21 protein-coding genes are annotated in these 25,129 nt (G+C 60.6%); 11 read left to right on the top strand and 10 right to left on the bottom strand.

The window, feature by feature from the left end:
* Positions 1-59 precede the first annotated feature (59 nt).
* The 6 genes from QYE77_RS09525 (at position 60) to QYE77_RS09500 (ending at position 8,319) form a co-directional block, all read left to right on the top strand.
* On the top strand, positions 60-1,811 hold the full coding sequence (locus QYE77_RS09525) for a phosphatidylglycerol lysyltransferase domain-containing protein (RefSeq protein WP_315625168.1): 1,752 nt from the start codon (positions 60-62) through the stop codon (positions 1,809-1,811).
* Complete coding sequence (locus QYE77_RS09520; protein WP_315625167.1) at positions 1,808-4,147, top strand: plasma-membrane proton-efflux P-type ATPase; 2,340 nt, start codon at positions 1,808-1,810, stop codon at positions 4,145-4,147. Before QYE77_RS09525 ends, QYE77_RS09520 begins: the two co-directional genes overlap by 4 nt.
* 119 nt (positions 4,148-4,266) lie before the next feature.
* Positions 4,267-5,562, top strand: a complete 1,296-nt coding sequence (locus QYE77_RS09515; protein WP_315625166.1) for a hydroxymethylglutaryl-CoA reductase, degradative — start codon at positions 4,267-4,269, stop codon at positions 5,560-5,562.
* Positions 5,559-6,638: a hydroxymethylglutaryl-CoA synthase gene (locus QYE77_RS09510; RefSeq protein ID WP_315625165.1), complete on the top strand. Its 1,080-nt coding sequence runs from the start codon at positions 5,559-5,561 to the stop codon at positions 6,636-6,638. Before QYE77_RS09515 ends, QYE77_RS09510 begins: the two co-directional genes overlap by 4 nt.
* An 11-nt stretch (positions 6,639-6,649) precedes the next feature.
* On the top strand, positions 6,650-7,810 hold the full coding sequence (locus tag QYE77_RS09505) for a thiolase C-terminal domain-containing protein (RefSeq protein WP_315625164.1): 1,161 nt from the start codon (positions 6,650-6,652) through the stop codon (positions 7,808-7,810).
* Between the two features lie 101 nt (positions 7,811-7,911).
* Positions 7,912-8,319, top strand: a complete 408-nt coding sequence (locus QYE77_RS09500; protein WP_315625163.1) for a Zn-ribbon domain-containing OB-fold protein — start codon at positions 7,912-7,914, stop codon at positions 8,317-8,319.
* Positions 8,320-8,776: 457 nt separating this feature from the next.
* On the opposite strand, the gene QYE77_RS09495 is transcribed toward QYE77_RS09500, so the two are convergent.
* The 4 genes from QYE77_RS09495 to QYE77_RS09480 are packed head-to-tail and all read right to left on the bottom strand — an operon-like array spanning position 8,777 to position 14,206.
* On the bottom strand, positions 8,777-9,949 hold the full coding sequence (locus QYE77_RS09495; protein ID WP_315625162.1) for an HlyD family secretion protein: 1,173 nt from the start codon (positions 9,947-9,949) through the stop codon (positions 8,777-8,779).
* A 22-nt stretch (positions 9,950-9,971) separates the two neighbouring features.
* Positions 9,972-12,380, bottom strand: a complete 2,409-nt coding sequence (locus tag QYE77_RS09490; RefSeq protein ID WP_315625161.1) for an ABC transporter permease — start codon at positions 12,378-12,380, stop codon at positions 9,972-9,974.
* Positions 12,377-13,450: an ABC transporter ATP-binding protein gene (locus QYE77_RS09485; protein WP_315625160.1), complete on the bottom strand. Its 1,074-nt coding sequence runs from the start codon at positions 13,448-13,450 to the stop codon at positions 12,377-12,379. Before QYE77_RS09485 ends, QYE77_RS09490 begins: the two co-directional genes overlap by 4 nt.
* Before the next feature lie 12 nt (positions 13,451-13,462).
* On the bottom strand, positions 13,463-14,206 hold the full coding sequence (locus tag QYE77_RS09480) for an ABC transporter ATP-binding protein (RefSeq protein ID WP_315625159.1): 744 nt from the start codon (positions 14,204-14,206) through the stop codon (positions 13,463-13,465).
* A gap of 89 nt (positions 14,207-14,295) precedes the next feature.
* On the opposite strand from QYE77_RS09480, the gene QYE77_RS09475 reads away from it, so the two are divergent.
* Complete coding sequence (locus tag QYE77_RS09475) at positions 14,296-14,970, top strand: TetR/AcrR family transcriptional regulator (protein WP_315625158.1); 675 nt, start codon at positions 14,296-14,298, stop codon at positions 14,968-14,970.
* A gap of 209 nt (positions 14,971-15,179) precedes the next feature.
* On the top strand, positions 15,180-16,577 hold the full coding sequence (locus QYE77_RS09470) for an FAD-binding oxidoreductase (RefSeq protein ID WP_315625157.1): 1,398 nt from the start codon (positions 15,180-15,182) through the stop codon (positions 16,575-16,577).
* A gap of 75 nt (positions 16,578-16,652) precedes the next feature.
* Here the strand turns inward: QYE77_RS09470 and QYE77_RS09465 are convergent, their stop codons facing one another.
* Positions 16,653-18,068, bottom strand: a complete 1,416-nt coding sequence (locus tag QYE77_RS09465) for a DNRLRE domain-containing protein (RefSeq protein ID WP_315625156.1) — start codon at positions 18,066-18,068, stop codon at positions 16,653-16,655.
* 69 nt (positions 18,069-18,137) lie between these two features.
* Complete coding sequence (locus QYE77_RS09460; RefSeq protein WP_315625154.1) at positions 18,138-20,063, bottom strand: outer membrane protein assembly factor BamB family protein; 1,926 nt, start codon at positions 20,061-20,063, stop codon at positions 18,138-18,140.
* Positions 20,064-20,429: 366 nt separating this feature from the next.
* Between QYE77_RS09460 and QYE77_RS09455 the strand changes: the two genes are divergently transcribed.
* On the top strand, positions 20,430-21,026 hold the full coding sequence (locus tag QYE77_RS09455) for a DoxX family protein (protein ID WP_315625153.1): 597 nt from the start codon (positions 20,430-20,432) through the stop codon (positions 21,024-21,026).
* 78 nt (positions 21,027-21,104) lie between these two features.
* Here QYE77_RS09455 and QYE77_RS09450 read toward each other — a convergent pair whose 3' ends face one another.
* The 3 genes from QYE77_RS09450 to QYE77_RS09440 all read right to left on the bottom strand — a co-directional run bounded on the left by QYE77_RS09450 (position 21,105) and on the right by QYE77_RS09440 (position 23,008).
* Positions 21,105-22,001 carry a prenyltransferase gene (locus QYE77_RS09450; RefSeq protein WP_315625152.1) on the bottom strand — a complete coding sequence of 299 codons (897 nt, stop codon included), beginning with the start codon at positions 21,999-22,001 and terminating at the stop codon, positions 21,105-21,107.
* Positions 22,002-22,087: 86 nt separating this feature from the next.
* Positions 22,088-22,822, bottom strand: a complete 735-nt coding sequence (locus QYE77_RS09445; protein ID WP_315625151.1) for a hypothetical protein — start codon at positions 22,820-22,822, stop codon at positions 22,088-22,090.
* 24 nt (positions 22,823-22,846) lie between these two features.
* The gene (locus QYE77_RS09440; RefSeq protein WP_315625150.1) at positions 22,847-23,008 is read right to left on the bottom strand and encodes a hypothetical protein; all 162 of its coding nucleotides are present in this window, start codon (positions 23,006-23,008) and stop codon (positions 22,847-22,849) included.
* Positions 23,009-23,084: 76 nt separating this feature from the next.
* Here QYE77_RS09440 and QYE77_RS09435 point away from each other — a divergent pair, with 76 nt between their 5' ends.
* Positions 23,085-23,237, top strand: coding sequence for a hypothetical protein (locus QYE77_RS09435; RefSeq protein ID WP_315625149.1), 153 nt, complete (start codon positions 23,085-23,087; stop codon positions 23,235-23,237).
* 27 nt (positions 23,238-23,264) lie between these two features.
* Complete coding sequence (locus QYE77_RS09430) at positions 23,265-24,356, top strand: pyridoxal-phosphate-dependent aminotransferase family protein (RefSeq protein ID WP_315625148.1); 1,092 nt, start codon at positions 23,265-23,267, stop codon at positions 24,354-24,356.
* Here the strand turns inward: QYE77_RS09430 and QYE77_RS09425 are convergent.
* Positions 24,353-25,123, bottom strand: coding sequence for an HAD family hydrolase (locus QYE77_RS09425; RefSeq protein WP_315625147.1), 771 nt, complete (start codon positions 25,121-25,123; stop codon positions 24,353-24,355). The two genes, QYE77_RS09430 and QYE77_RS09425, sit on opposite strands and share 4 nt — an antisense overlap.
* Positions 25,124-25,129: the final 6 nt, after the last annotated feature.

Below are 25,129 nucleotides of genomic sequence, written 5' to 3'. Positions count from 1 at the left end.
CACGAACGGCTTAATCTTATTACTCGGATTTCTTTTGTCGGGTTATCGGGAGGGTCTGAATGCCGCAATCCCATTCGCCGGCGTCACGTTGGGTAAACCGTATAGAGGTCGGGGTAGAGCAGTGGGGGGTTTCGTTCATTGCCCTGCTGGTCGCGTTGATGGGTGTGGTCAACGTCCTCTCGGCCCTCTCGCCTGCGTTGCATGCGCGCTTGCGAGTATTGGATCGGTTTATGGTGCTGGAGGTGCGCACCGGTAGCCGCCTGGCCGTAACCCTGGCCGGGTTCGCTTTACTTTTACTGTCCCGCAGCCTGTGGCGGCACAAATATGCCGCCTGGGTGTTGACGTTGGGGGTGTTGATCCTTTCGGCACTGGGACATCTGCTCAAAGGTCTGGATTATGAGGAGGCCGGTCTGGCCGCGGTGCTGGCGCTGCTGCTCTGGCTGCTTCGCCATCGCTTTCATGCTCGCTCTGACCCGCCTTCGGTGCGCCAGGGGATACAGGTGCTGCTCAGTGCTTTCCTCTTTACCCTGGTATATGGAACGCTGGGCTTTTACCTGCTCGACCGCCATTTTCACACCCAGTTTGACCTTCCCACCGCCTTGGTGCAGACCGTGCGCATGTTCGTGCAGTTCACCCCACCCGGCCCCGGGCCGGTGACCCATTTCGGACGCTATTTTCTGGATTCGATCTACGTGGTTGCGGTTACAACCTTCGGCTACAGCCTGTGGATGCTCTTGCGTCCGGTGGTGTTGCGCGCCCCCGCCACCCCCGCCGAGCGGGCGCGGGCCGCCGATATTGTCGCGACGCAGGGGCGCACGCCGCTGGCACGCCTGGCGCTACTGAATGACAAGGCCTATTTTTTTACCCCCGGCGGTTCGGTGGTGGCCTTTTCTCTCCAGGGGCGCGTCGCCCTGGCACTGGGCGATCCCATTGGACCACCGGCCGACCTGGCTGATGCCATTCGTGCCTTTCAGGCTTTCTGCGCTCACAATGACTGGCTGGCTGCGTTCTACCAAACCTTGCCGGAGACCCTGGAAGCCTATACCGCAGCCGGGTTTAACGCCTTGAAGATCGGCCAGGAAGCGCTGGTAGATTTAGCCACCTTCAGCCTGGAGGGACGTGCCAATAAAGAATTTCGTAATGTCAAGAATCGCTTCTCCCGCCTGGGGCATACGGCTGTGTTCCACCCACCGCCCCTAGACCACGCACTGCTGGAAGCATTACGGGCCGTCAGCGATGAATGGCTGAGCACGCGGGGAATGGCCGAATTGCGCTTTTCACTGGGCTGGTTCGATGACGACTACCTGCGGCAAAGCCCGGTGATGGTGATCCGCACCGCTGAGGGACGCATCAGTGCCTTTGCCAGCCTGATCCCTGGCCTCCCACCTCAGGGGGTGAGCGTGGACCTGATGCGCCACCGCCGGCGCACTGAAAGTGGCACCATGGATTTTCTCTTTGTCTCGCTGCTGGAATGGGCCAAGGGAATGGGATATGCTGTGTTTGACCTGGGCTTGAGCGCATTGGCCGGCGTGGGAGAACATTCCGATGATCCGGTCATTGAACGCGCTTTGCGCTCACTCTACCGCAACCTCGCGCGCTTCTACAACTATCAGGGGCTCCATGCATTTAAAGCCAAATTCCGCCCGCGCTGGGAACCGCGCTATCTGATTTACCCCCAACCGCTGGACCTACCGGCGGTGGCGCTGGCCGTGGTACGGGCGCATGTGGGCACCTGGCGCGCGTTGCTCCCGGCTTGGCGTCACCCTCCCAAGGCGGACATTATTCCCACCATTGAGGAACGTCCCTCATGAGTCAACTTAATACCGCTACGATTCATGGATTGACCACCACCGAAGCAGCCGACCGCCTGCGCCAATTTGGGCCGAACGCCATCCCTGAGCCCAAACCCCAATTATGGCGCAACCTGCTGAAGAAATTTTGGGGGCCAGTGCCCTGGATGTTGGAGGTCACCATCCTCATTGAGGTGATCCTGACCCGTTATGTGGAAGGGTTGATCATTGCGGCTCTTTTGGTCTTCAACGCGCTCTTGAGTACCTGGCAGGAAAAGCACGCCGCCGATGCGCTGGCCCTGCTGCGCCAGGATCTCAAATTGAAGGTGCGCATCCTGCGGGACGGCGCCTGGCAGGTTTTGACGGCGGAACTGATTGTGCCGGGCGATGCCCTCCATATCCGCATGGGGGATATCCTTCCGGCCGATGTGCGCGTGCTCGAAGGCAACCTGCAGGTGGATCAAGCGGTGCTAACGGGCGAGTCGCTGCCGGTTGAGGTCGGCGTTGGTCAGATGGCGTTTGCCGGCACGCTGGTTCAGCGCGGCGAAGCCACGGTGGAAGTCGTGGCAACCGGCTTGCACACCCGCTTCGGACGGGTGGCACAACTGGTGCAGGAAGCCAAGCACCCCAGCCAGATGGAACAGGTCATTTTTGGCGTGGTGCGGGCGCTCATTGGGCTGGATGGCGTGCTGGCCGCGGTCGTGCTGGGGTACGCGCTCTTTGTCCAACATTTTTCCGCGTTAGAGACGCTCTCCTTTGTGCTGATCCTGCTCGTGGCTTCGGTACCCATTGCCCTGCCGGCCACATTCACCCTGGCGACTGCGCTGGGGGCGCGGGAATTGGCCCGCGCAGGGGTGCTGGTCACCCAACTTTCAGCCATCGAAGAGGCCGCCGGGATGGATGTCCTGTGCTCGGATAAGACCGGCACCATCACCCAGAACCGCTTGAGCCTGGTCGGGCTTTACCCTCAAGCCCCGACGGATGAAGACACGCTCCTGAAAGTCGCGGCCATGGCCAGTGATCCGGCGACGCAGGATCCCCTGGATCTGGCCATCCTTGAAGCTGCCCACCAGCGCCATCTGGAGCCAGAGTGGGCGCAGCGTCGCAGCTTCACCCCCTTTGACCCGGCTACCAAGCGTTCTGAAGCCACCTTCGAGTCCGCGGAAACTACCTGGCGCGTGGTCAAAGGCGCCCCGCAGGCGGTGGCAGCTTTGTGCGCCGCGCCACCTTCCGACCTGGAACGCCAAGTGGAAACGCTGGCCGCCCAGGGTTTGCGCCTCCTGGCCGTAGCCCAGGGTAGCGAATCGGCCCTCACCCTCAGCGGGTTGCTGGCTTTCCAGGATCCACCCCGCCCCGATTCCGCGGCGCTGATCGCACAATTGAAGCATCTGGGGGTGCGGGTGATCATGGTCACCGGGGATGGTGAGGCTACTGCCCGGGCAGTCGCGCGCCAGGTAGGTATCGGTGAGCAGGTGTGTCAGCCCGCGCATGTGGAGGCTGCCGCAGCCGATCCTAGCGCGTGCGATGTGTTCGCCGAGGTGCTGCCGGAGCACAAATTCGCCCTGGTGCAGGCGTTGCAACGCGCCGGACATGTGACCGGGATGACCGGTGATGGCGTCAACGACGCCCCGGCCCTGCGTCAGGCCCAAGTAGGCATTGCCGTGGCCAACGCCACCGACGTCGCCAAAGCCGCTGCCAGCCTGGTGCTCACACAGCCGGGCCTGGGGAATATCGTAGCAGCCATTCAGGCCAGCCGCCGCATTTATCAGCGTATGCGCACGTACACGCTGAATAAAATCATTAAAACGATTCAGATTGCCGGCTTCCTGAGCCTGGGGGTGATCCTGCATGGCCTGTTCGTGGTCACACCCCTGCAAGTGATTTTGCTGTTGTTCGCCAATGACTTCGTGACCATGTCTGTGTCCACCGATAACGTGCGCCCCTCCCCCCAACCGGATCGCTGGCAGGTGCGCTCCCTGGTCTCGACGGCGCTGGCCCTGGCCCTTCCTTTGCTGCTGGCAACCCTGGGCATCTTCCAGTGGGGGTATGGCGTTCTGGGCCTTTCGCGCGGCCAATTGCAGACCCTGGCGTTTATCACCCTGGTGTTCACGGCTCAATGGATGATCTACCTGGTGCGCGAACATGGCCATCTCTGGGCTTCACCTCCCAGCCGCTGGATGCTCCTGGCTTCGACCGCTGCCATTGGCATGACCATCCTGCTGGCCGCCACGGGCACCTTGATGGCCGCCCTGCCTTTACCCTGGGTGCTAGCAGACCTGCTCCTGGTGATGGGAGTCCTGTTGCTGCTGGATACCATTAAGGTGTTCCTCTTGCGCCGCCCGCTGCGGACCACCTGAGCAGAAAGCCCGTTGTGTATAACCTTTGTCACACAAATTGATAGATTTTGAGGGTGGCCTGTGGGTATGATAAAGCAAGTAAACCCCAGATGACCTGACACAGGAGCCGCTTTAGCGTTATGGACGTTTCTCACGGGACACCCCCAAAATTTTATGACCTGAGCCTGGAACAGCGGTGGCAATGGCTGCGTGAGCACACCGACTTAACCCCTGAGGACATCGCCGCCCTCAGCGGGCAGGCCGGGTTGAGTGCCGAGCAGGCCAATCACATGATCGAGAACGTGATCGGCACGTTTGCCCTGCCGCTGGGCATTGCGCGCCATTTCGTCATCAACGGGCGCGAGGTACTGGTGCCGATGGCCATCGAAGAGCCTTCGGTGGTCGCGGGGGCGTCTTTTGCTGCCCGCCTGGCACGTGCCGGGGGTGGGTTTACCGCCCACGCCACCGCCCCGGAGATGATCGGGCAGATGCAAATCCTCAACCTGGCCGATCCCCCTTCCGCCCGCCTGCGCCTGTTGGAAGCGCGCGAAGAATTGCTGGCCGCAGCCGCCGCGGTGGATCCGGTGCTGCAGCGCCTGGGCGGTGGCCCGCGCGATCTCGAGGTGCGCCTGATCGAATCCTCCCCCCTTGGCCCGTTCCTGGTATTGCACCTGATCTACGACGTGCGGGATGCCATGGGCGCTAATGCCGTCAACACCGCCGTGGAACGCCTGGCCGGACGGGTGCAGGCGATCACCGGCGGCAAGGTGCTGCTGCGCATCCTCTCTAACCTGGCCGACCGCCGCCTCGCCCGCGCCCGCTGCACCATACCGCTGCGCGAACTCGCCTTTGGCGATTTTCGCCCCGAAGAGGTGCGCGATGGCATCATCGCCGCCTGGGCTTTCGCCGCTGCCGACCCCTATCGCGCCGCTACCCATAACAAGGGCATCCTAAACGGGGTAGATGCGGTGGTGATCGCCACCGGCAACGACTGGCGCGCCGTGGAAGCCGGCGCCCATGCCTATGCCGCACGCAACGGGCGCTACACCAGTTTGAGCACCTGGGGCAAGGACGAACAGGGCAACCTGGTGGGCACCTTGGAGATGCCCCTGGCGGTGGGCATTGTCGGCGGCGCCACCCGCGTCCATCCGGCAGCGCGCGCGGCGCTCAAACTGATGGGCGTGACGACCGCACGCGAACTGGCCGAGATCATCGTCTCGGTCGGTTTGGCGCAGAACCTGGCCGCCCTGCGCGCTCTGGCCACCGAAGGCATCCAACGCGGACACATGGCCCTGCACGCCCGCCAGGTCGCCATTGCCGCCGGCGCTACCGGCGAAGAGATCGAGCGGCTGGCTGAACAACTGGTACGTGAAAACACCGTGCGCATTGATCGCGCCGAGGAAATCTTACGCGAATGGAGAGAGAAACAAACATGACGGAAGCCCTGGAATCTTCCTCTTATGCTCCCCTCAAGCCAGATCGTCCGGTGGGGATCATCGGCTATGGGGCCTATATCCCGCAATATCGCCTGCCCGCCAGCGAGGTCGCCCGCATCTGGAAGGGTGGCCGCGCTGCCACGCCGATCAAGGAGAAAGCCGTGGCCGGGCTGGATGAGGACGTCGCTACCATGGCCATTGAAGCCGCGCGCAACGCCCTCAAGCGTGCTGGCATCCCGGCCAACCACCTGCGGGCGGTGTGGGTGGGCTCGGAATCGCACCCCTACGCCGTCAAACCCACTTCAACCATCGTGGCCGAAGCCCTTGGCGCCATACCCCACATCCAGGCCGCCGACTGGGAATTTGCCTGCAAAGCCGGCACCGAAGCCCTGGTCGCCAGCATGGGTCTGGTGGGCTCTGGTATGGCACGCTATGCCCTGGCTATCGGCGCCGATACGGCGCAAGGGCGCCCCGGGGATGAACTGGAATTCACCGCTGCCTCGGGCGCTGCGGCGTATATCGTCGGCCCTGCCGATGAAGCCCTGGCGGTGATTGAGGCTTCGTTTTCTTACGTCACCGATACGCCGGATTTCTGGCGCCGCCCGGAGCAGAAATACCCGATGCATGGGCAGCGCTTTACCGGAGAGCCGGCTTACTTCAAGCACATCACCGCGGCCGCCCAGCACCTGCTCAAAGCTACCGGCCTGACGGCGCAGGATTTTCGCTACGCCGTGTTCCACCAGCCCAATACCAAGTTCCCCCAGCGCGTGGCCAGCATGCTCGGCTTCACCCCGGAGCAAATTAAGCCCGGTCTGCTCTCGCCCATCATCGGCAACACCTATGCCGCCGCTGCGCTGGTGGGATTGGCAGCCACACTGGACGTGGCCCAACCCGGCGACCGCATCCTGGTGGTGTCCTTCGGCTCCGGCGCCGGTTCAGATGCCTTCATCCTGCGCACGACCGAAGCCATCATCGCGCGCCAGCCCCTGGCTCCGACGACCCAGACCTATATCGCCCGCCGCGTCGAAATTGACTACGGCACCTACGTGCGCTTCCGCGGCAAACTGGCGGATTAAGGAGGGTGGACATGCGTGAGGTCGTCATTGCTGGCATCGGCATGACCCCGGTGGGCGAGCATTGGGAAATCTCGCTGCGCAGCCTAGCCTATCGCGCCATCCGCGCCGCCCGCCAGGATGCCGGTGGGCTACAGCCCGAAGCGCTTTATGTGGGCAATTTTCTGGCCATAGATACGTCCCAACAGGCAAACCTGGCCTGCCTGATCGCCGATAACGCCGGGTTGAGCGGCATCGAGGCCATGACGGTCGAGGCGGCAGATGCCTCAGGCGGCGCGGCCTTTCACCTGGGTTTTATGGCCGTCGCCTCGGGCCTGGTGGACGTGGCCCTGGTCGTCGGTGTGGAAAAGTACACTGATGCCCTTGGCCCGGAGCAGGAAAGCGCCGTCGCCCAGGCCATGGACTATGACTACGAAGTCATGCAGGGGTTAACCCTGACCGCCCAGGCGGCGCTGGTGATGCAGCGTTACCTCTACGAGTACCGCCCGCCGCGCGAGGCGTTTGCTGCGTTCCCGCTGCTGGCGCACGCCAACGCCGTGACCAACCCCTATGCCATGTACCGCCGGGCGGTGAAGCGCGAGACGTACGAAGGGGCCGAGATTGTGGCCGACCCCTTGCGCCTCTTCGACGTGGCGCCCTACGCCGATGGCGCCGCGGCGGTGCTCCTGACCACCCCGGAGCGGGCGCGTGACCTGCCCCACCCGTTGGTGGCCGTGCGCGGCTCAATGGGGGCTATTGATACCCTCGCCCTGCACGACCGCCCCGATCCGCTGGCGTTTGAGGCCGCTTATCACTCCCTGCGTCGTGCCTGCGAGATGGCCGGCATTGCGCCGGGCGAAGTGGATCTCTTCGAACTGGACGACGCCTACTCGATTTACGCCGTCCTTAGCCTGGAAGCGGCTGGCTTCGCCGAGCGCGGCCAGGGCTGGCGGCTCGCTGAAAACGACAACCTGAGCCTGCGCGGACGGCTGCCCATCCTGACCCTGGGCGGCTCCAAGGCGCGCGGCAACCCCTTGGGCGCGACCGGCGTTTACCAGGTCGTCGAGGCAGCGCTTCAACTACGGGGGGAGGCGGGGGCAAACCAAGTCCCGCGGGCGCGGCGGGCGCTGGTGCAGAACCTGGCCGGCCCGGCCGCGAGCGCCTTCACTCACGTTTTGGAACGCTACACCGGGTGATGCGAGGTTTTGAGAGTCACCACCGGTGAAGTTGATAGGATTTGATAGATGGATGCCCTTAAAGTTAGGCTGATTGTGAACGATAGAAAGGAGATACAGGTATGGAAATTCCGCGACATTGGCGCTTGAAACAACAGCGATACGCTCTGGTGGGCGAGGTGTGCCCCCACTGCAATGAAAAGATCTTCCCGCCCCGCGATGTTTGCCCGTATTGCGGCAACGAGGCCAAAACCCAATTTACCTTCAGCGGGCGCGGCACGGTCTATTCGTTCACCACGTTGACCGAAGCGCCGGCCGGTTTTGAACACGCCGCACCCTACACGGTGGCGCTGGTGAAACTGGAAGAAGGCCCGGTGGTGACTGCCCAGTTGACCGACCTGGGCGATCGCCCGGTGGAAATCGGCATGCCGGTGGAGATGGTCACGCGCAAGATTCGCGCCGAAGATGAGGCGCGCGGGGTCATCATCTACGGCTATAAGTTTCGCCCGGTGCTGAGCGAAGCCCACTAGCCTTCCGGCATTTAATCCCAACCTATAAGCGGTGCTCCCCATCGGGGGTGCCGATTTTATTTTAACGGCGGAAATTAAGGGTACTCCAAGTGCGCTATATCCTCTATCTGGGTGGCGGTGAATCCCACTTTGGGGGTAACGGCCAAACCCCCGGAGCAACATCAGCATTCGATTGAACGACAACCAGCCCACGGCGTTGCATTCGGCGCCATCCGGGGCCAGCACGGTCATCGCCCGCAATGGGCGCAAGGGCGTTTGTGCCCGTAGGAACTGGCTGTAGTTGGCGGGCATGCACCTGCGCCACCTCATGCCAGCAGGGTTAGGAAGCATGCCTGGCATCATGCCGGTGGTTACGGCGCCCTGACGCCGACCAACCCCCATTCCACTTCACCGGGGTGGCCCGAAAAACCGGCCACCCCGGTTTAAACTCAACCCGGAAAATCCGTACGCTCAACCTCTACGGCTTAAACCGCACCTCCACCGTCATCCCCCACCGCAGGCGCGGGTCGGGGTCACTCAGGCGGATGCGCACGGTATAGATGATATCCCCGCCTTTGGTGCTGAACTGGTCGCTGATGCGTTCCACCGTCCCTTTCAGGGTCACTTCAGGCAACGCATCCGCCACCACCTCGGCTTCCTGCCCCACCTTGATGTTGACCACGTCCGTCTCACTCAGATCGGTGGTCTCCACGTAAAGGGTAGCGAGGTCAGCCAGCAGGACAACGGGTTGGTTGGGCATCACCGATTCGCCCGCCGCCACCCGCACCTCCACCACCGTGCCGGCGAAGGGAGCTTTGAGTTCCAAACTATCCAGGCTGGCCTGGGCGGCAGCTACCTGTGCCTCGGCCTGGCGCAACTGCGCTTCGGCCAGCGCCAGGTCGTCCGGGTCAGGGCCGGACTGGCGCTGCTCGTAGGTATGCCGCGCTTCGGCTAAGGCCGCCTCGGCCTCAGCCACCGCCGCCCGCGCCTGCTCCAGGCGGTTGTTCAAGCGGTCGTACTCACGTTGGGCCTTCTCCAGGCGATCCTGGGCGCTTTCCAGGCGATCTTCGGCGCGCTTGCGGGTGGGGTTATCCGGATCGAGGTTCTTGTACTTATCCACCTCTTCCTGGGCATCCTTGACCTCATCCTGGGCTTTGGTCACATCTTCCCAGGCACGGTCAAGTTGGTCCTGGTAGGTATCGGTATCCAAGTCATCCAGCGCCTGCTGAGCATCCAGCAACGCTTGCTCGGCCTGGGCCACAGCCTGACGGGCTTGGGCGCCCGCGAGATCGGCAGTACGTTTGAGGTCATCCAGACGCTGCTGCGCCTGCAAGCGGGCCAGTTCTGCCGCGGCCAGCGCCGCTTCAGCCTGCTCCCGATCCCCCAGGCGGACCAAAACCTGGCCGGCTTCAACCCGCTGGCCTTCTTCAACCAGCACCTCATCCACCCGCCCGCTGACCCGGAAGATCAGCCAGGCCGAGTCGCGCGGCACCACACGTCCCTCGGCAATGATCCCATCAGGACGGCTGCTCGAGGCTGAGACGGTTGGTACAGGGGTGGGGGTTGGTTGGCTCAAAACATTACATCCACCCAGCATGCTCACCAGGATGAGGAACAGGGCGAAAAGTCCCCACACACGTTTTGCGTTCATCTCTAATCCCTCCACAGTGGCGTTATTCATAGGCCAAAACCTCCCGAATGGTCAAACGCACGGCGGTGCGCGCCGGCAGCAGGCTGGCAATCACAGAGAGCACCAGTGCCACCCCTAACCAGGCCAGGAAGCCGGTGGGGGTGTAGGCAAAGAGGGCCGGGGCGTTGAAAATCGCCTGGCTGATAACGTTGGAGAGCAGACGGCTGATGGGAAAGGCTGCCAGTGAAGCCAGTACCCACGACATCAGCCCGATCAGCACGCCCTCCACGATCACCAACAGACGAATCGTGCCATCCGATGCCCCAATGGCGCGCATGATGCCGATTTCGCGCGTGCGTTCCATCACATTCAGGCTCATCGTCCCCGCCAAACCGATGCTTCCCACAGCCGCCGCCAGGCCGGAAAGGATGAGCAGGAAGTTGGTCAGCACATCCAATCCTTTAGCGGTCTTTTCCAACACCGAGAGCCCGGCGCGCGCCTCGCTAACGTGATAACCGCGTGCTTTCAGGAAGGCATCCACCCGCCGCGCCAAGTCTTCCTGTTCGGTTAAGGATAGGTTGGGCCGATCCGCAGCAACGCGGAAGAGTAACCCCCGCCCGCTCTGCCCCAATTGCCGGCTCAGTTCAGGATAGGGCACGTAGGCCATGTGCCCCAGGTTCTGGCCGGCCAATTGGAGAAAGCCGACCACCACCCACTCGCGCTCGCTACCGTTAATCCGCAGGCGCAGCGTATCCCCAACGTGCAGGTTGGGCAGGGTGGCGCGAAAGCGCTCGTTGACCACCAGCACGTTGCGGTCACCCGCTTGCAGCCAGCGCCCCTCGCGCAGGATGGGAGTGACCAGGGTGGTTTCAATCGGGACGCCGATCAACTGCACCGTATCCAACACCTCATCCCCAGTGCCCAGCAAATCGGCGCGGGTGTAAGCCCAGCCCTCAACGTGTCCTACGCCGGGTATTTGGGCGATTTCGTTTTGCACCCGCTGGATGCGCTGAGGTGTCTCAAAGGTCAAGTTTACATCGGCCAAGAAGTAGCGTGATAGTTGCTGGATATAGCGTTCGATGGCTGCCTGGGTGTTGAAGGTGGCGATAAATATAGCCCCGCCCAGCGTCAGCGTGATCAGGGTCAGGATCAGGCGTTGGGTGCGGCGGAACGTATTGCGCAGAGAAATCAGCAGGGGGCGGGGCAGGCGACGGAAGCGCCTTTGCAGGCGCTCGATCCAGTGCGGGCTCTGCACCGCTTCGCTGGGACGAATACCGCTGATCACCTCATGGATGCGTACGCGCACCCCGTGCAGGATCGGGCCCAACGCCGCCCCTTGAGGCACAGCCAACGCCAGCAGCACCTGGACGATGATCGCCAGCGGCACCACCCGGAAGCCCTGCAGTTCCAGGTTAATGCGGTCGGCCAGATAATCCAACAGGACATAAGAGAAGCGCGCCGAGAGCGGTAATGCCAGGAGCAACGCCAGCACCCCATACACCAGGATCAGCACCTGGTAAATTCCCGCCACCTGCCAGCGCCGCGCGCCGATCAACTTCATCACCCCGATTTGCACCATTTGCTGTGCCAGCAGGGCGTTGAGGGTATTGGTGATCAGAAAACCGCTCAAAAAGACCACCAGCGCCCCCAGCACAAACAGCACGCCCACCACCGCATCCACGTAGATACGGTTGGGATGATTATCCGACGTGCGTACCGCCGAACTGAGGATCACCACGCCCTCACCTTCCACCTCACGGCGCACCTTTTGAGACACCTGGCGAATCGTCGCCTCGTTCTCACCCCCTTCGACCGTCACGTAGAGGGTGTTCCAGGTCTCGCTCTGTTCCAGCCAGGGCAAGGTGGCCGGGGTGATATAGCCCTGGGGTGCGGCCAAGAAGAACCCGCCGCCTCCAGCCGCGGCACCCAGCGTCAAATCCTTGACGATACCCACAATGCGCATGCGGCGGGTCTTACCCGAGGGTAACTCCACCGTGATCTCATCCCCCAGCCCCGCCCCGATCTCACTCAACTTGGATTGCTCAACGACCACCTCTTTATCGTCCGGTGGCCAGGTACCGGCTATGGGGTGCACGCGGTTGATGGGTTGCGTTTCCATATCGGGGATGGCGTTGAAATCCATCGGGATCCAATCCCCTGTGCGGGTTTGCACCCGCAGGCTGACCCGATACACCCCCAGCGCATCGGTCACCCCCTTGACCCCTTTGACCCGATCCACCAGGTCATCCCCGAACGGTGTGGTCACCAGCATGATATTGGCCGGATGGACGGCACGGTAACCGGTGACCATATCCTCGGCGATGACGCGGTGATTGGTGATCAGGATGCCGATCGCGAACAAGCCCACGGCGATCGAAAGCACCACCAGGATGGAGCGCCCTAAATTACCGACCAGATCGCTGATGACTTTACGCCAACGTGGTCGCATCATGCCTGCCCTCCCCGATGGGATTGCAACGTGGTCACAACGTCCGGGGCATCCTGGCGCAACCGTTCCCAGGCACTTTCATCCCAGCGAAGCACCCAAGCGCCCTCTGGCCCGGCCCGGAAATGCCCGGCCTCCTCCGGGCGCTCAAACAGGTGCCATGCCCCAGCGGCAAGCGGCTCTAGATGCAACCGCGGTCGCGGACGGGTGGTGCCCGGCTGCAAACTACCCTCCAACACCAGCACCCCACGGCTTGGGGGCAACTCTGCCCCCGGCGGCAGGCGCAGATCATGCAGGTGGCGGTTGAGGTGGCGCATGGCAGCGTGGCTCAGGTGCGGCCAGGTTGCCACAATGGCCGGATGGATCAATTCACCATCTGAAATGACCAGGACGCGGTGCGCTTGCTGCGCCAGGCTGAGGTCGTGGGTGACCATGACCAGGGTTTTGCCGTGCGCCACTAAATCGGTGAAAATCGCCATCACGTGGGCAGCCGTGCGCGAGTCGAGGTTGCCGGTGGGTTCATCCGCCACGAGAATGGGGGGATCATTTGCCAGAGCGCGCGCAATAGCCGCACATTGCTGTTGCCCCCCTGAAAGGGCAGCCGGCAGTTTGTGGGCCACCTTTTCCAGCCCCACCATTTTCAGCAAGTCCATGGCGCGGCTTTCACGTTCGGCGGGGTCGTAACGGTTGCAGAAATCCATCGGAAGCATCACATTTTCCAGCACCGAGAGCATCGGCAGCAATTGGAAGAACTGGAACACAATGCCCAAATTGTGCCCCCGCCACACCGAGAGCGCCCCTTCACTCAGGGTGTTGAGCAGTGTGCCGTTGACGCGCACCTCCCCCCGCGTGGGGCGGTCTATGCCGGTGATCATGTTAACCAGGGTGGATTTACCACTCCCGGATTTGCCGGTAACGCTGACAAACTCGCCGGCCCGAATACTCAGGTTGATGTTTTTCAGCGCCTCAAAGGTGCCCGAGGGCATCTTAAACACCTTCCAAACACCCTTGAGTAAGATAAGAGCCTCTTCGGCACCGGGTTGGATGAGAGCACGTGCAGGGGCAGCCAGGCTCATACCACCACCTCCCTACCCCAACGCCGCCTGACGGTCGGACACCAGCCGTCCATCCGCGATCCACACCACGCGCGAGAAGCGTCGTTCCAGGCTCAGGTCATGCGTGACCATCACAATGGTTTTGCCGGCAGCCGCCAGGCGCTCAAAGATGCGCAAAATCCCTTCGGCCGTGCCCGAGTCCAGTCGCCCGGTAGGTTCATCCGCCAGCAGGATGGGGGGATCGTTCGCCAGGGCCCGCGCAATGGCCACCCGTTGCTGCTGTCCGCCGGAGATGGCCGCCGGCAATTTGTGAATATGGTCTTCCAATTCCACCTGGCGCAGTAAATCTCGCGCCCGCTCCACCGACTTGCGTCCCTGCCACAGGCCACAGAAATCCATCGGAAGCAGAACGTTTTCCAAAAGGGTCAGTGTGGGCATCAGCAGGAAGTTCTGGGTGATCACGCCCAGCGTACGCCCACGCCACAACGCCAGGCGATCCTCATCCAGGTCGTGGACGCGCACACCGTTGACCACGACCTCACCGGCGGTGAGCGCATCAATGCCGCTGATCATGTTGAGGAGCGTGGTCTTGCCTGCGCCGGATTTGCCGATGATGCCGACAAACTCGCCGGGGTAAATGTCCAGATCAATGCCATGCAAGGCCCAGAAATCCCCCGCCGGCGTATGGTAAGCCTTTTTAACCCCGCGCAGGGTAATGATGGGCTGCGCGACGACTTCTACCGCTGAAGCAAAGGGATGGACGGACGGCGTAGCCATGATACCCCAATAATCAACCCACGAAAGACGATGTCATTCTATGATAAAATAGACAATGTGTAGAATTATAGACACAATGTCTATATTATATGCCGAAACCTCAGCCTGTCAATCACCCTCCCTCCGACCTGCCGCCGGAAGCGAGTGAACGGCGCCCCGACCGGCGGGCGCAGCGCACACGTCAGCAGTTGCGCGATGCCCTGATTGCGTTGATCCTGGAGCGTGGCTATGATGCCGTGCGCGTGGAGGACATCACCGCGCGGGCGAACCTGGGACGAGCCACTTTTTACCTCCACTACCGGGATAAAGAAGCACTGCTGTTGGATAGCATCCGGCAGACCGTGGATGACTTGATGGCCCAGGTGAGTGCGTTCGCCCCCCCTCATCTGGAGGCTGGTTCTGAGGCCGCTGCGGCCTGGTTACAACGCGCCATTGCCCTGGTGTTTGATCATGCCGCAGAAAATGCAACCCTGTACCGCGTGATCCTGCGCGGGGAAGGCACCGCCGCCATCTCCCAGCGCATCCACGCCATGATCTGCCAGGCGGTCATCACCTATCTGGACGCTCACCGCCCACAACAGGCGCCCCCCGTTCCGGCGGAAGTGCTCGCCAATTACTTCGCCGGGGCATTGCTGGGATTATTGACCTGGTGGTTGGAGCACGGCATGCCCTATCCGCCCCAAAGCATGGCGGAGATGTTTTACCGCTTGTTTTATGAAGGGATTGGTCACCTGACCCTGCCACCCATCTCGCCAGAGAGGTGAACCCGCGCCAACCGCGGTTTAATTAGGAACAACGCACCCCGGTTTGGGGTAAAAGGGGTAATTTTAATGTAATCACACAAATAAGGTGATATTATGAATAATATTCCCGATATCGCCTGTAGCGGACCGGCTCCACGGTCGTTTTATTTTTTTACCCGGCTGCCCCCTCAGGCCCACTGGCGCAAAATTTTCGAAAACAGGAGTAAACCATGGTCGTTTCTCGTTTTTCTTCCACCGCGGTGGGCCAATTGCAAGCAGGCCTTACCCCGGGTTGCCAGGTCATCACCCCAGGCCATGAGCGCTACGACGAGGCACGCCGCGCCTGGAACTTAGCGGTAGATCAATATCCCGCGTTGATCGTTAGACCCCAAACCACGCGCGACGTCGCCGAGACGATCCGCTTTGCCGAAGCGCAGAGCCTGCCGGTTGCGGTGACAGGCACCGGGCACGGGGTTATCCGTAATGCCGATAACGCATTGTTGCTCGACACCTCGCCCCTGGCGGGGGTACACCTGGATGCAGCCGCACAAACCGCGTGGATCGGCGCAGGCACCAAATGGGGGACCGTGCTTAGCGCTGCTCAGGCCGAAGGCCTGGCGCCTTTACTGGGTTCCTCGCCCGACGTCGGTGTGGTGGGCTACACCTTGGGCGGTGGCTTTGGCTGGTTGGCGCGCAAGTACGGCTTGGCGACTGATAGTGTAAATTATTTCGAGGTGGTCACGGCCAGCGGTGAGCACATCAAAGCCAGTGCCACCGAAAACGCGGATTTATTTTGGGGCTTGCGCGGTGGTGGCGGTAACTTCGGTGTTGTCACCGGATTGGAAATGCGCCTGTATCCGGTGCGACATGTCTATGCCGGAAACCTTTACTACCCGGTGGAGAATGCCAGAGAAGCCTTTACTCTATTTCGTCAATGGATTTCCGGCGTTCCCCACGAACTGACCGCCGCCTTTGTCCTGATGAATTTTCCGCCCATCCCAGAGGTGCCCGAGATCTTTCGGGGGCAGTCGTTTGTGATCCTGCGCGGGTGTTACTGCGGCCCGGCAGAACAGGGTGAAGCCCTGCTCCGGCCCTGGCGCGAATGGCGAACTCCCCAGGTGGATGACTTTAAACTCATGCCCTTTGCGCATGCGGCCGCGATCAGCAACGACCCCGTTGACCCCCTCCCAGCCCATACCAGCGGCGCTTGGCTCCGCGCGTTACACGACGAGGTCGTCGAGGCCCTGATCCAATACGTCCTCCCCAACCAGGCACCACCGTTGCTTATGTTCAGTGAGATCCGCCATGCGGGAGGCGCCATTTCGGCAGTGGATCCGAGCACAACGGCCTTCAGCCATCGCGAAGCACCCTACAGCCTGCAGATGGTCGGGGTCGTACCAACCCCAGAACTTCGTGCGCGGGTCGGTCACCATATGGCTTCCCTCAAGCAAGCGCTGACCCCGCATCTTCATCAAGGCGTTTATTTGAACTTCCTGGAAGGTGAAGAAGCGCGCGAACGCACCCCCCAGGGCTTCTCGGCGGAAGCCTATGCGCGCCTGCAGAGGCTCAAAGCCAAGTATGATCCGCAGAACCGGTTTGGGTATAGTTTCGCCATCCCACCGGCTTGAGTCAGGTTGGGCAGTACCGCCACCCCGAGGTGCCTGGGATCATGTAAAGGGAAAGTCTCATTTAGCGGGTCGGTTTCAGGGCTCACCCCATCGGACTTCCAGGCGGGGGCGTCCCTCTGCATTCCAATCGCCCGTATCGGATGAGACAAAATACTTGCCGCTGTGGTAATTCGAATCTGCCGAATAGAGGATTAACCGCAACGGTTCCCCGCGCGCATAGGCTTTGGCCACAGCATAACTGACATCCCAATGACGAGCCACACCGGGCCAACCCGGATGCGTCGTAAGCGGTTCCACCCAGTTGCCACCGATATTTTCATCCGCGAGCGGTGCGTTGTTCCAGGTGATATTGTTTTCTCCCCAGTCCTGCCGGGTGGTGAGCACCTGAATCCAGGATGAGCGAGCTTGCCCCGGCCCGCCCGAGTTGCCGAACTGATGCAACGTCAGCGTTGCGGAAACGATGATTTTATGGCGCGGCACATCGGATAGTGGAAAAGTGATGTAATACTTAGCAAAACACGGCCAATCGGCCACATCAGATTGATTCTGTACATTGAAATCTGGGGCTTTTCCGTAATTGCGATTGCCCCATTCATTCCAGATATGATACTCATCGCCAGGGCACTGGTTTTCGATGGCTGCGCCCACATCCGCATCCGGCACCAGCGGGCTGTTTTGGGTAGGGCGACGGATCGTCACACTCCCAACTACTGGTCGGTTAGATGTATAGGACGGCAGGCCAAAAGTCAAGAAACCCCAGCAAGCCGGGTTATGCGTGGCAGCAATCGGTGGCCAGGATTGATCGCCGACGGGCGGACCGATACGGGAGTCGCGGTCGTGGACAATAACGGCCATTCGCCAGGTTTGACCAGACGTGGGAGCCGAAGCCAGCCCCAAGCTGCTAAACGGAATGCTAAAGCCCATCGCCCAACCACGATCGGAGTCTGTATCATCATTAAGCGCATTCCCTCGCCAACCAGGTACGGCTTGAAACGAGGTGGTAATTTTTTGCCAACCGCTGGTGCTACCCCGATAGACCGCACGATAGGCAGGGCTTGGATCGCTACTGAGTTGGGCAACGAAACGCCAGGAAGACGTTGAAAGGAACGTTCCGCCACTCGTATCTAGTAGCAAGGTCACCGCATCCCATTCGGTTAAACGCTCGGCAGATGGGCTCATATCATACCAGAGCGAACGATCAAAGACTGCCAGATATACATATAAGAGATTGGAGTTGTAGCCCACACGGATATCGGCATAGTTTTTAGAGGGCGTTACTTGCCCAAACCAGGCAATCGCGGTCTGTCCGAAGTATTCTTCAGGAATATTGCTGTTAGCCGGAAACTCAGGGACATTGATGCGTGGCAGCGTTTCTTCTGCGCAAAAATCGCGCAGAATTAACGGCAAGTACACCGGTTGATTTTGCGGTTGTGGATTTTGTGCCGTAACCCATGAAGCCTGCAAAATCAGCGCGGCGAATAGTGTCACCACGATTATTCCTTTTAGCCATTGCGGCAAGGTAAACTGAGACCCAAACCGAAACATCAGATTACCCCAGCGTTATTGGTCACCGATCACGGTGATCTGCTCTGGTTCGCTAACATTGATGACCGGGCCACCTTGATACCATGCGACCAGGCCACGTATCTGCACTCGCTGACCGGCGCGGTAAAGAGTATCCGGTGGTTGACCGAATGCGTCCCAGTTATCTTTCATTATTCGCACCACAAACTGACGCTGATGGGGTTCAACGAAGGACAGGTACACGGCCTTGCCATTATTGAACACCCGTACCAGTTGTCCCTCGACTGTAACTACATGACCAGCGTACTGCGCCGCCTGTTCATAGGAAATTGGCTCATCTAGCGTTGGTGGTGACACGGGCAGATCAGATTGGGACGAGACAAAATCGCCCAAAAGGCTGGCGGTTGAGGGGACTCCGTGCTCCAACGCTACTACCGCTCCATCCGTGCTGACAAAGTAGATAGTATTATTGCTGACCACCCAGGTGGCATACTCGCTCCAATACTGATCATATACGGGGCCTTCTTTCCAGTAGATGTAGAAACCGCCCGGCCAGGTGCGTGTGTTGGACAATCCCACCGAGCAGTAGTGGCTGGCCAGAAACCCACTGTTGCAAACATCTTGATCTTGTGAGGTAGCAATGTGGGGCAGATCATTCACGAGAATGGGGTTGGTCGTGGTCGCTCCGCGGGAAGGCGAGCGGTCGGCAATCTGGTGGGCAATTCCGGCCTCCCAGTGTCCGGCCAAGATCATGTTACCCGCCACACTGATAAAGGCTTGCTCGTCGGTTGGGAAGAAAGTGTTTTCCATGAAGCGAACATCGCCAGCCTGAAAACCGCTGACAGTCTGATCATCCAACAGCAACTCGCCGAGGTGTGAATCCCAGCGCGAATCGCATGGATTTTGCGGGCATGGGCCTCCTCGCACCACGATATAGGCAATCTCTTTCCCATCCACACGAGCAATTGCCGGCAGCGGCCCCATCGGTAGATAACCGCCATCGCCGAAACCACCGTTGCCCACGTTGGGGATAAAAGCCTCAGATCCATCGCTTAAACGCAGGGCAAATAGGGGCTGATCGGCACGATTACTTAAGAAGAACTGGCGAATTTGGCTGTTGGTGGTTAAAACGTTGGGGTTGAAATTCCAAAGGGACTGCCAATCCAGCCGGTAGCGGATCAGCACCAGCCCGTGCTGTTCGGCAATCACGGGCCAGCCGTTTTTGGCCTCGGCATAATTGGTATCACCATTGGGGTCACCGGGTTGTAAAGGGGTGGGTTTAACCCGCCAGCGGCGGCTGCCGTTGTTGGCGTTGATGGCGTGGACGTACAAATCACGGCTAACAACCACAACCGTCTGGGCGGAGGGGGAATAGGCTGGCGGGGTTTCGACCGGTGAGCCAGCGTTGTACTGCCAACGTACGGCCAAACTCGTGCGGTCAAGCGCATAAACCTGCTGACCCATGCTGAAGTAAACTGTATCCTCCCACAAGGCCGGTGGAAGGGGGAGCTGGCTGCTACTACCACTGTTGAACTGGTTCAAGACTTGACCGTTAGCGGCACTCAAACGATACAGTCGCCCGTTACTGGAGACCACCAATAGCGCATCGCTACGCATGTCATAGGCTGGGGTGGAGTTGACCGTGCCAATCGCAACTTGATTCCATACCACTGCCCCGCTAGTGTTATTGAGCGCAAAGACGCCCCGTGAACCGGCTGAAATGTAGACCCGCCCGCCGCCCGTAATCGCCTGGCTGTTGCGCGGTAAGCCAAACTTGCCACTAGGGACCTTGCCCAAAGCGTCTGACCCGTTCCAGATCCACTTCAACCGCCACGGGGTTGCCACCATCTGCTCGGTGAAACTGGTGCGCTGGGGATCATGGGCAAACTGCGTCCATTCCGAAGGTGTACCGTTAGCGATCAACGGCAGATAAAGCGACGTTCCGCCAACTTGCAACCTCATCGCCGCCTGACTTGCGGAAACCAGAATTGAAAAGAGAAAAATGCCTAGAACGATGGCTGTTATTAGCCGAATGAAGGAAAAAGACTTGGGTGGGGAAATGGTCAGACTCCTTTTCGATTCGTCGCGAAGAAGTAAAACGTTTTAGGTTTGTTAAGATTATACATAAGGACGTTTGTTTTTATCTTAACCATTTCGTTAAGTAAAAATTACGTTCCCGCAGTCGCCTTTGTAAAGCCCTTCCTGTTTTTAGTCTAAAAAACGGCTTTATCCGGGAAGCCCTGCCGGGACCTCTATAACAGGGGTTTTAATGTAACTTTACAAATTTGGTGTTATTATGAAGAATAATCTTGTAAAAGGAGGTGTTAAATGTCCGAAAAAGGCCGTGTGATTGAAATCACCGACCCACCCTTCATCCAGCATCTATTCGGTAGCCCTTCCTGGGCTTGGCTGTGGCTAATTGTGCGCGTGTACGTCGGCTATACCTGGCTGACTTCCGGGCTGGGTAAACTGGGCAACCCGGCCTGGACCCAAACCGGCCTGGCGTTGAAAGGATTTTGGCAAAATGCCGTGGCCGTTCCACCACCCCCCGCCCGCCCTCCAATTGCCTTTGAGTGGTACCGGGCTTTCATTCAAAGCCTGCTGGATGGGGGGCATTACGTCTGGTTCGCTAAATTGATCATCGCCGGCGAATTGCTGGTGGGCGTTGCCCTCATCTTGGGCGCCTTCGTGGGCATTGCCGCTTTCTTCGGTGCGTTCATGAACTGGAATTTCATGATGGCCGGCACCGCCAGCATCAACCCGGTCTTGTTCACCCTCTCGATCTTCTTGATCCTGGCCTGGAAGACAGCCGGCTGGTGGGGATTGGATCGCTGGCTACTACCCCTGTTAGGCACGCCCTGGCGCCCCGGGCGGGTCTTTGCCACGAAGAGCGAGACGGCGCCGGCGGCAGGCCATACCTCCTGAGTCCTTCTTGTAATGCCTTCGTCAAAAAACGCCCCTGGGGATTGCCCAGGGGCGTTTTGATCTCAATTACGGTCTTCCTCACACCGCCAGGAAGAACCCCAATGCCACCAGCACCGGCGTCACCAGGTTGAGGAGGACGTTTAACCCCAAATAGGGCATCAGATGGGGCAGATCGTCGGCATAACGCAGGACACCCCGGATCACGGGCGGGAGTAACACCGCCGCCAGTAGCCCCAGCAAGCTGGTCGCGGGCAACACCCCACCCACTACCCCGGCCACCACAGCGAGGTAAGCTAAGCCGAGGAACAAGGCATAGATCACGGCACTGCGCCGGCGTCCCAGGGCAATGGGGTAGTGATGACGCCCCACACTGCGATCCGCTTCCACATCCGGGAACTGATTAAGCAGAAGCAGGTTATTGACCAGGAAGAACGGCACCAGTGAAGCCACCACCACCGCTGCCGAGAGGCTGCCCCCCAGCGCCAGGTGCGTGCCGATGACCATCAACGGACCGAAGCCCAGCCCCGGCGCGATCAGGCATAGCGCCGGCACGCGGGTGATGAGCGGGGTGTAGGTCACAATGACCAGCACGCCCAGCACACCGATCAGCGCCAACTGCCACCCACGTAAGGCGACAAAATAGACCCCAATCAAGCTGAGCACGGCCAGGCTGATCAGGCCAATCCGGAGCGCAGCCGGGGCGAGATTGGGCTGCTGCGGGAGGGTGCCGCTGCCTCCGCTGAACGGCGTGCGCTGGGTGCGCAGGTCGAGCCCGGTTTTGTAATCCACATACTCGTTCAGGGCATTAACGGCAATGTGCGCAGCCAGCGCTGCGATCAGCACCAGCAATACCTGCCCACCGCTCAGGTGGCCGGTTTGCCAGTAAGCCGTTGCCACGCCCAGCGCCACACAGGCCGGGGTGAGCAGTAGAAAGGGAACGCGCATCGGGCCAAGCAGGGATTTCAATGACGGCATATGTTATCTCTCCCAAGGTTGAGATAGATGAATGGTCGCAAGCGCCTAAATCCTAGCCAGTGGACGCGGATTCGTCAAGGTGGCGTTCAAGACGCCGCCGTCTGAGGGGCCGAGGCCGCTTCGGCGGGCTGAGGAAGCGGTGTTGTCGCCCGCAAGAAGCCGGCGAAGAGCAACACTGCGCCCAGGAATTCGCTGATGTAAAGCGCACCGGGGATGCCCAGGCGGCTGAAGGTGCCACCAAAAGCAGGCAGCAGGGCGCCGATGGCGATCAGCACATTGCCGATGGTGCGATGGAGCAGCACGCGCTTGCGCCAAAAGAGCCAGGCCGAATAGGCTGCTCCCCCCACCAGGAGCACCGTCCCATAAAGATTAAAGAAAGGCGTGAGTGTGCGTACGCCGGGGGTGACGATGGCGCGCCCACTCAATTCGCTCGCGGTGTGCAGCCCGCCCGACATGAGCGCCGGGTCGAGTTCGGCGCCAAAGACGCGCACCGCGCCGTAAATCGAACCCAGCAGGAGAAGCGCCATCAAGGCGTGCGCAACACCACGGCGGCGGATCAACAGATAGGCCGTCCCCTGCCCCAGCCAGGCTGCCACCAGCATCGCGCCGAAGAGATACCACAGACGGAAGATCAACGGGTTCCAACCCAGGGCGCCGTAGTAGCCCTCACAGAAGCCGCCGATGGCATAAAAAAGCATGCCAATCCCCCACAATAAATGATGCGCGCCGCGTTTGCGCCCAAAGCGACGCAAGACCAACAGGGCAAAGATCAGGCTGACCGCACTGGAAAGAAACGGTAACACGGTAGTGAAGACGTTCATACCAGCCTCCAGTAAAAATTTGATTTACAACCACCCCAGCACCACGGCCAGGATGACTCCCAGCAGAATCAGAATCGCCACGCCGATCAGAACAAGAAAGACCGGGATGGCTTTTTCCCAAAAGCGAGGATATGTGTGACGGCGCGAGGTCGGGCTTTGGGTAAAACGGCGTAAGCGGGTCTTCACAGCCCTAATTATGACGCAAGCGGATTAAGAGGATATGAAAACGAGGCAAAACAGAGCGCCGAAAGCGGGAGTTTCGTTGGTAAAATTACTGGAAACCACCAACCATCGGTTACCGCGCCAAGGCATTGGCATCGAGATTGACCCGGCCTATTGCGCATTGGCGCTCAAGCGTCTGCGCCTTGAAGCCCATTTAGACCAACCCGGTCTTATGGTAACACGTACCCCGTGACTACAATGAGCAACTCTGGAGGCAGTGATGGAGACGTATCCCATTCCTATGGTGCCGGGGCCGGTACGCGTGCCGCCCCAGGTGCTCGCCGCACTGCAAAAAGATTACGGTTCCGGCGATCTGGAGCGCGAGTTCCTCGATCTCTATAACCAGACCGAAGCCAACCTGCAGCAGGTGTGCGCCACCCGCAACCGCATCGTGATCCAAACCGGGGAGGGGATGCTGGCGCTGTGGGGGGCGCTCAAAAGCACCCTGCGCCCGGGTGACCGGGTGCTGGCCTTGGCGACCGGCGTCTTCGGTTATGGCATCGCCGAGATGGCGCAGGCCATCGGGGCTGAGGTTAAGATCATCGGTCTGCCCTATGACGCCACGCTGAATAACTGGGATGAAATCGAGGCCGCGATCATCGAATTCAAACCCAAGATGATCACCGCCGTGCACTGCGAGACGCCCTCGGGCACGCTCAACCCGCTGGCTGAAGTAGGACGCCTCAAAGCCAAATACGGCGTACCCCTCTTTTACGTAGATGCCGTTTCCAGCATCGGTGGGACCCCCGTGGAGGTGGATGCCTGGGGGATTGACCTGGCGTTGGGCGGTTCGCAGAAAGTGCTCTCCGCCCCACCGATGATGGCCTTTGTGGCTGTCAGCGAAACGGCTTGGGAGATCATTGACCAGGTGGATTACGCCGGCTACGATGCCCTGAAGCCTTTCCGCCACGCCCAAGCGCGCTTTGAGTTCCCTTATACCCCCAACTGGCATGGGGTGGCTACGCTTAAAATCGCTACGGATATGCTGCTCCAAGAGGGGCTGGCAAACGTCTTTGCCCGTCACGAACACGTGGCGGCCTACTGCCGCCAGCGCCTGCAAGACCTGGGCCTGCGCCTGCTGCCGCGACCGGAGGCTATACCGGCACCGACCGTGACGGCCGTGGTTGTGCCAGAGGGTATTTCCTGGCCGGAACTGGATGCGCGCTTCCGCCAGCGCGGACTGGTGGTGGGCGGTTCCTACGGGCCGCTGGCGGGTAAGGTCTTCCGCTTAGGGCACATGGGCAGCCAGGCCGATCTGGCGCTGGTCACCCAGGCGCTGGAGGTCATCGCGGACGTGGTGCGCGGGCTTTAGGCTGGCGGATCCTCGTCCCACTGCGCCAGCAGCGCCGGCAGTGCGCTCAGGCGCTCAAGACGGGCGTCGGGCTGGACCAACACCGGGGTGACCTGCACGACATCCGGCGCCAAGTGGCGGGTGAGCCAGACCCCGCGCATACCCACCTGCTGCGCCCCCCACACGTCCGCCCACAGCAGATCACCCACCATCACCGCCTGCGCCGCCTCAACCCCAAAGCAACGCAGGGCATGGGTGAAAATGTCCGGGTGTGGCTTGCGCCGCCCCACCTCAGCCGATACGATAACCTCGTCCAAATAGGGCTGCAGCCCGGCTTTTTCCACCAGATAATGCACATCCGCAGCATCCCCGGCATTGGAAATTACCCCCAGGCGATAACCAACCCGCCGCAAGTGCGCCAGCGTGGGCACGGCCTCCTCATCCGGCTGCCAACACGCCTCCGAAGGGGCATAGAATGCCGCCAGCGCCTCGCTCAGGTGCGCCGGCGCCGCCTCAATTCCCCATCCTCGGAGCACCTCGTCCAAAAGTCGGGCAGTGGGGATCTCGATCAGCACCTGGTCGCGCCAGCCATAATACTGATGCAGCCGTTCCAGGAACGTTCGCTCGAACATGGCAGGGGGCTCAAGCGTGTACCCGCGGGCGCGCAGGACATCCCCCATTGCCCGAGCACCGGCGCTCAAGGCGTCATTCAAATCGCCGCTATAGAACATGAGCGTATTACCCAGGTCAAAAAAGACCACCGCGATGCGTCGCACACCCGCACTCACACCACA

It is taken from the genome of Thermanaerothrix solaris, from assembly GCF_032334255.1.
GTDB classification, from domain to species: Bacteria; Chloroflexota; Anaerolineae; order Anaerolineales; family Anaerolineaceae; genus Thermanaerothrix; species Thermanaerothrix solaris.
This window is presented reverse-complemented; position numbering and strand designations above follow the sequence as displayed.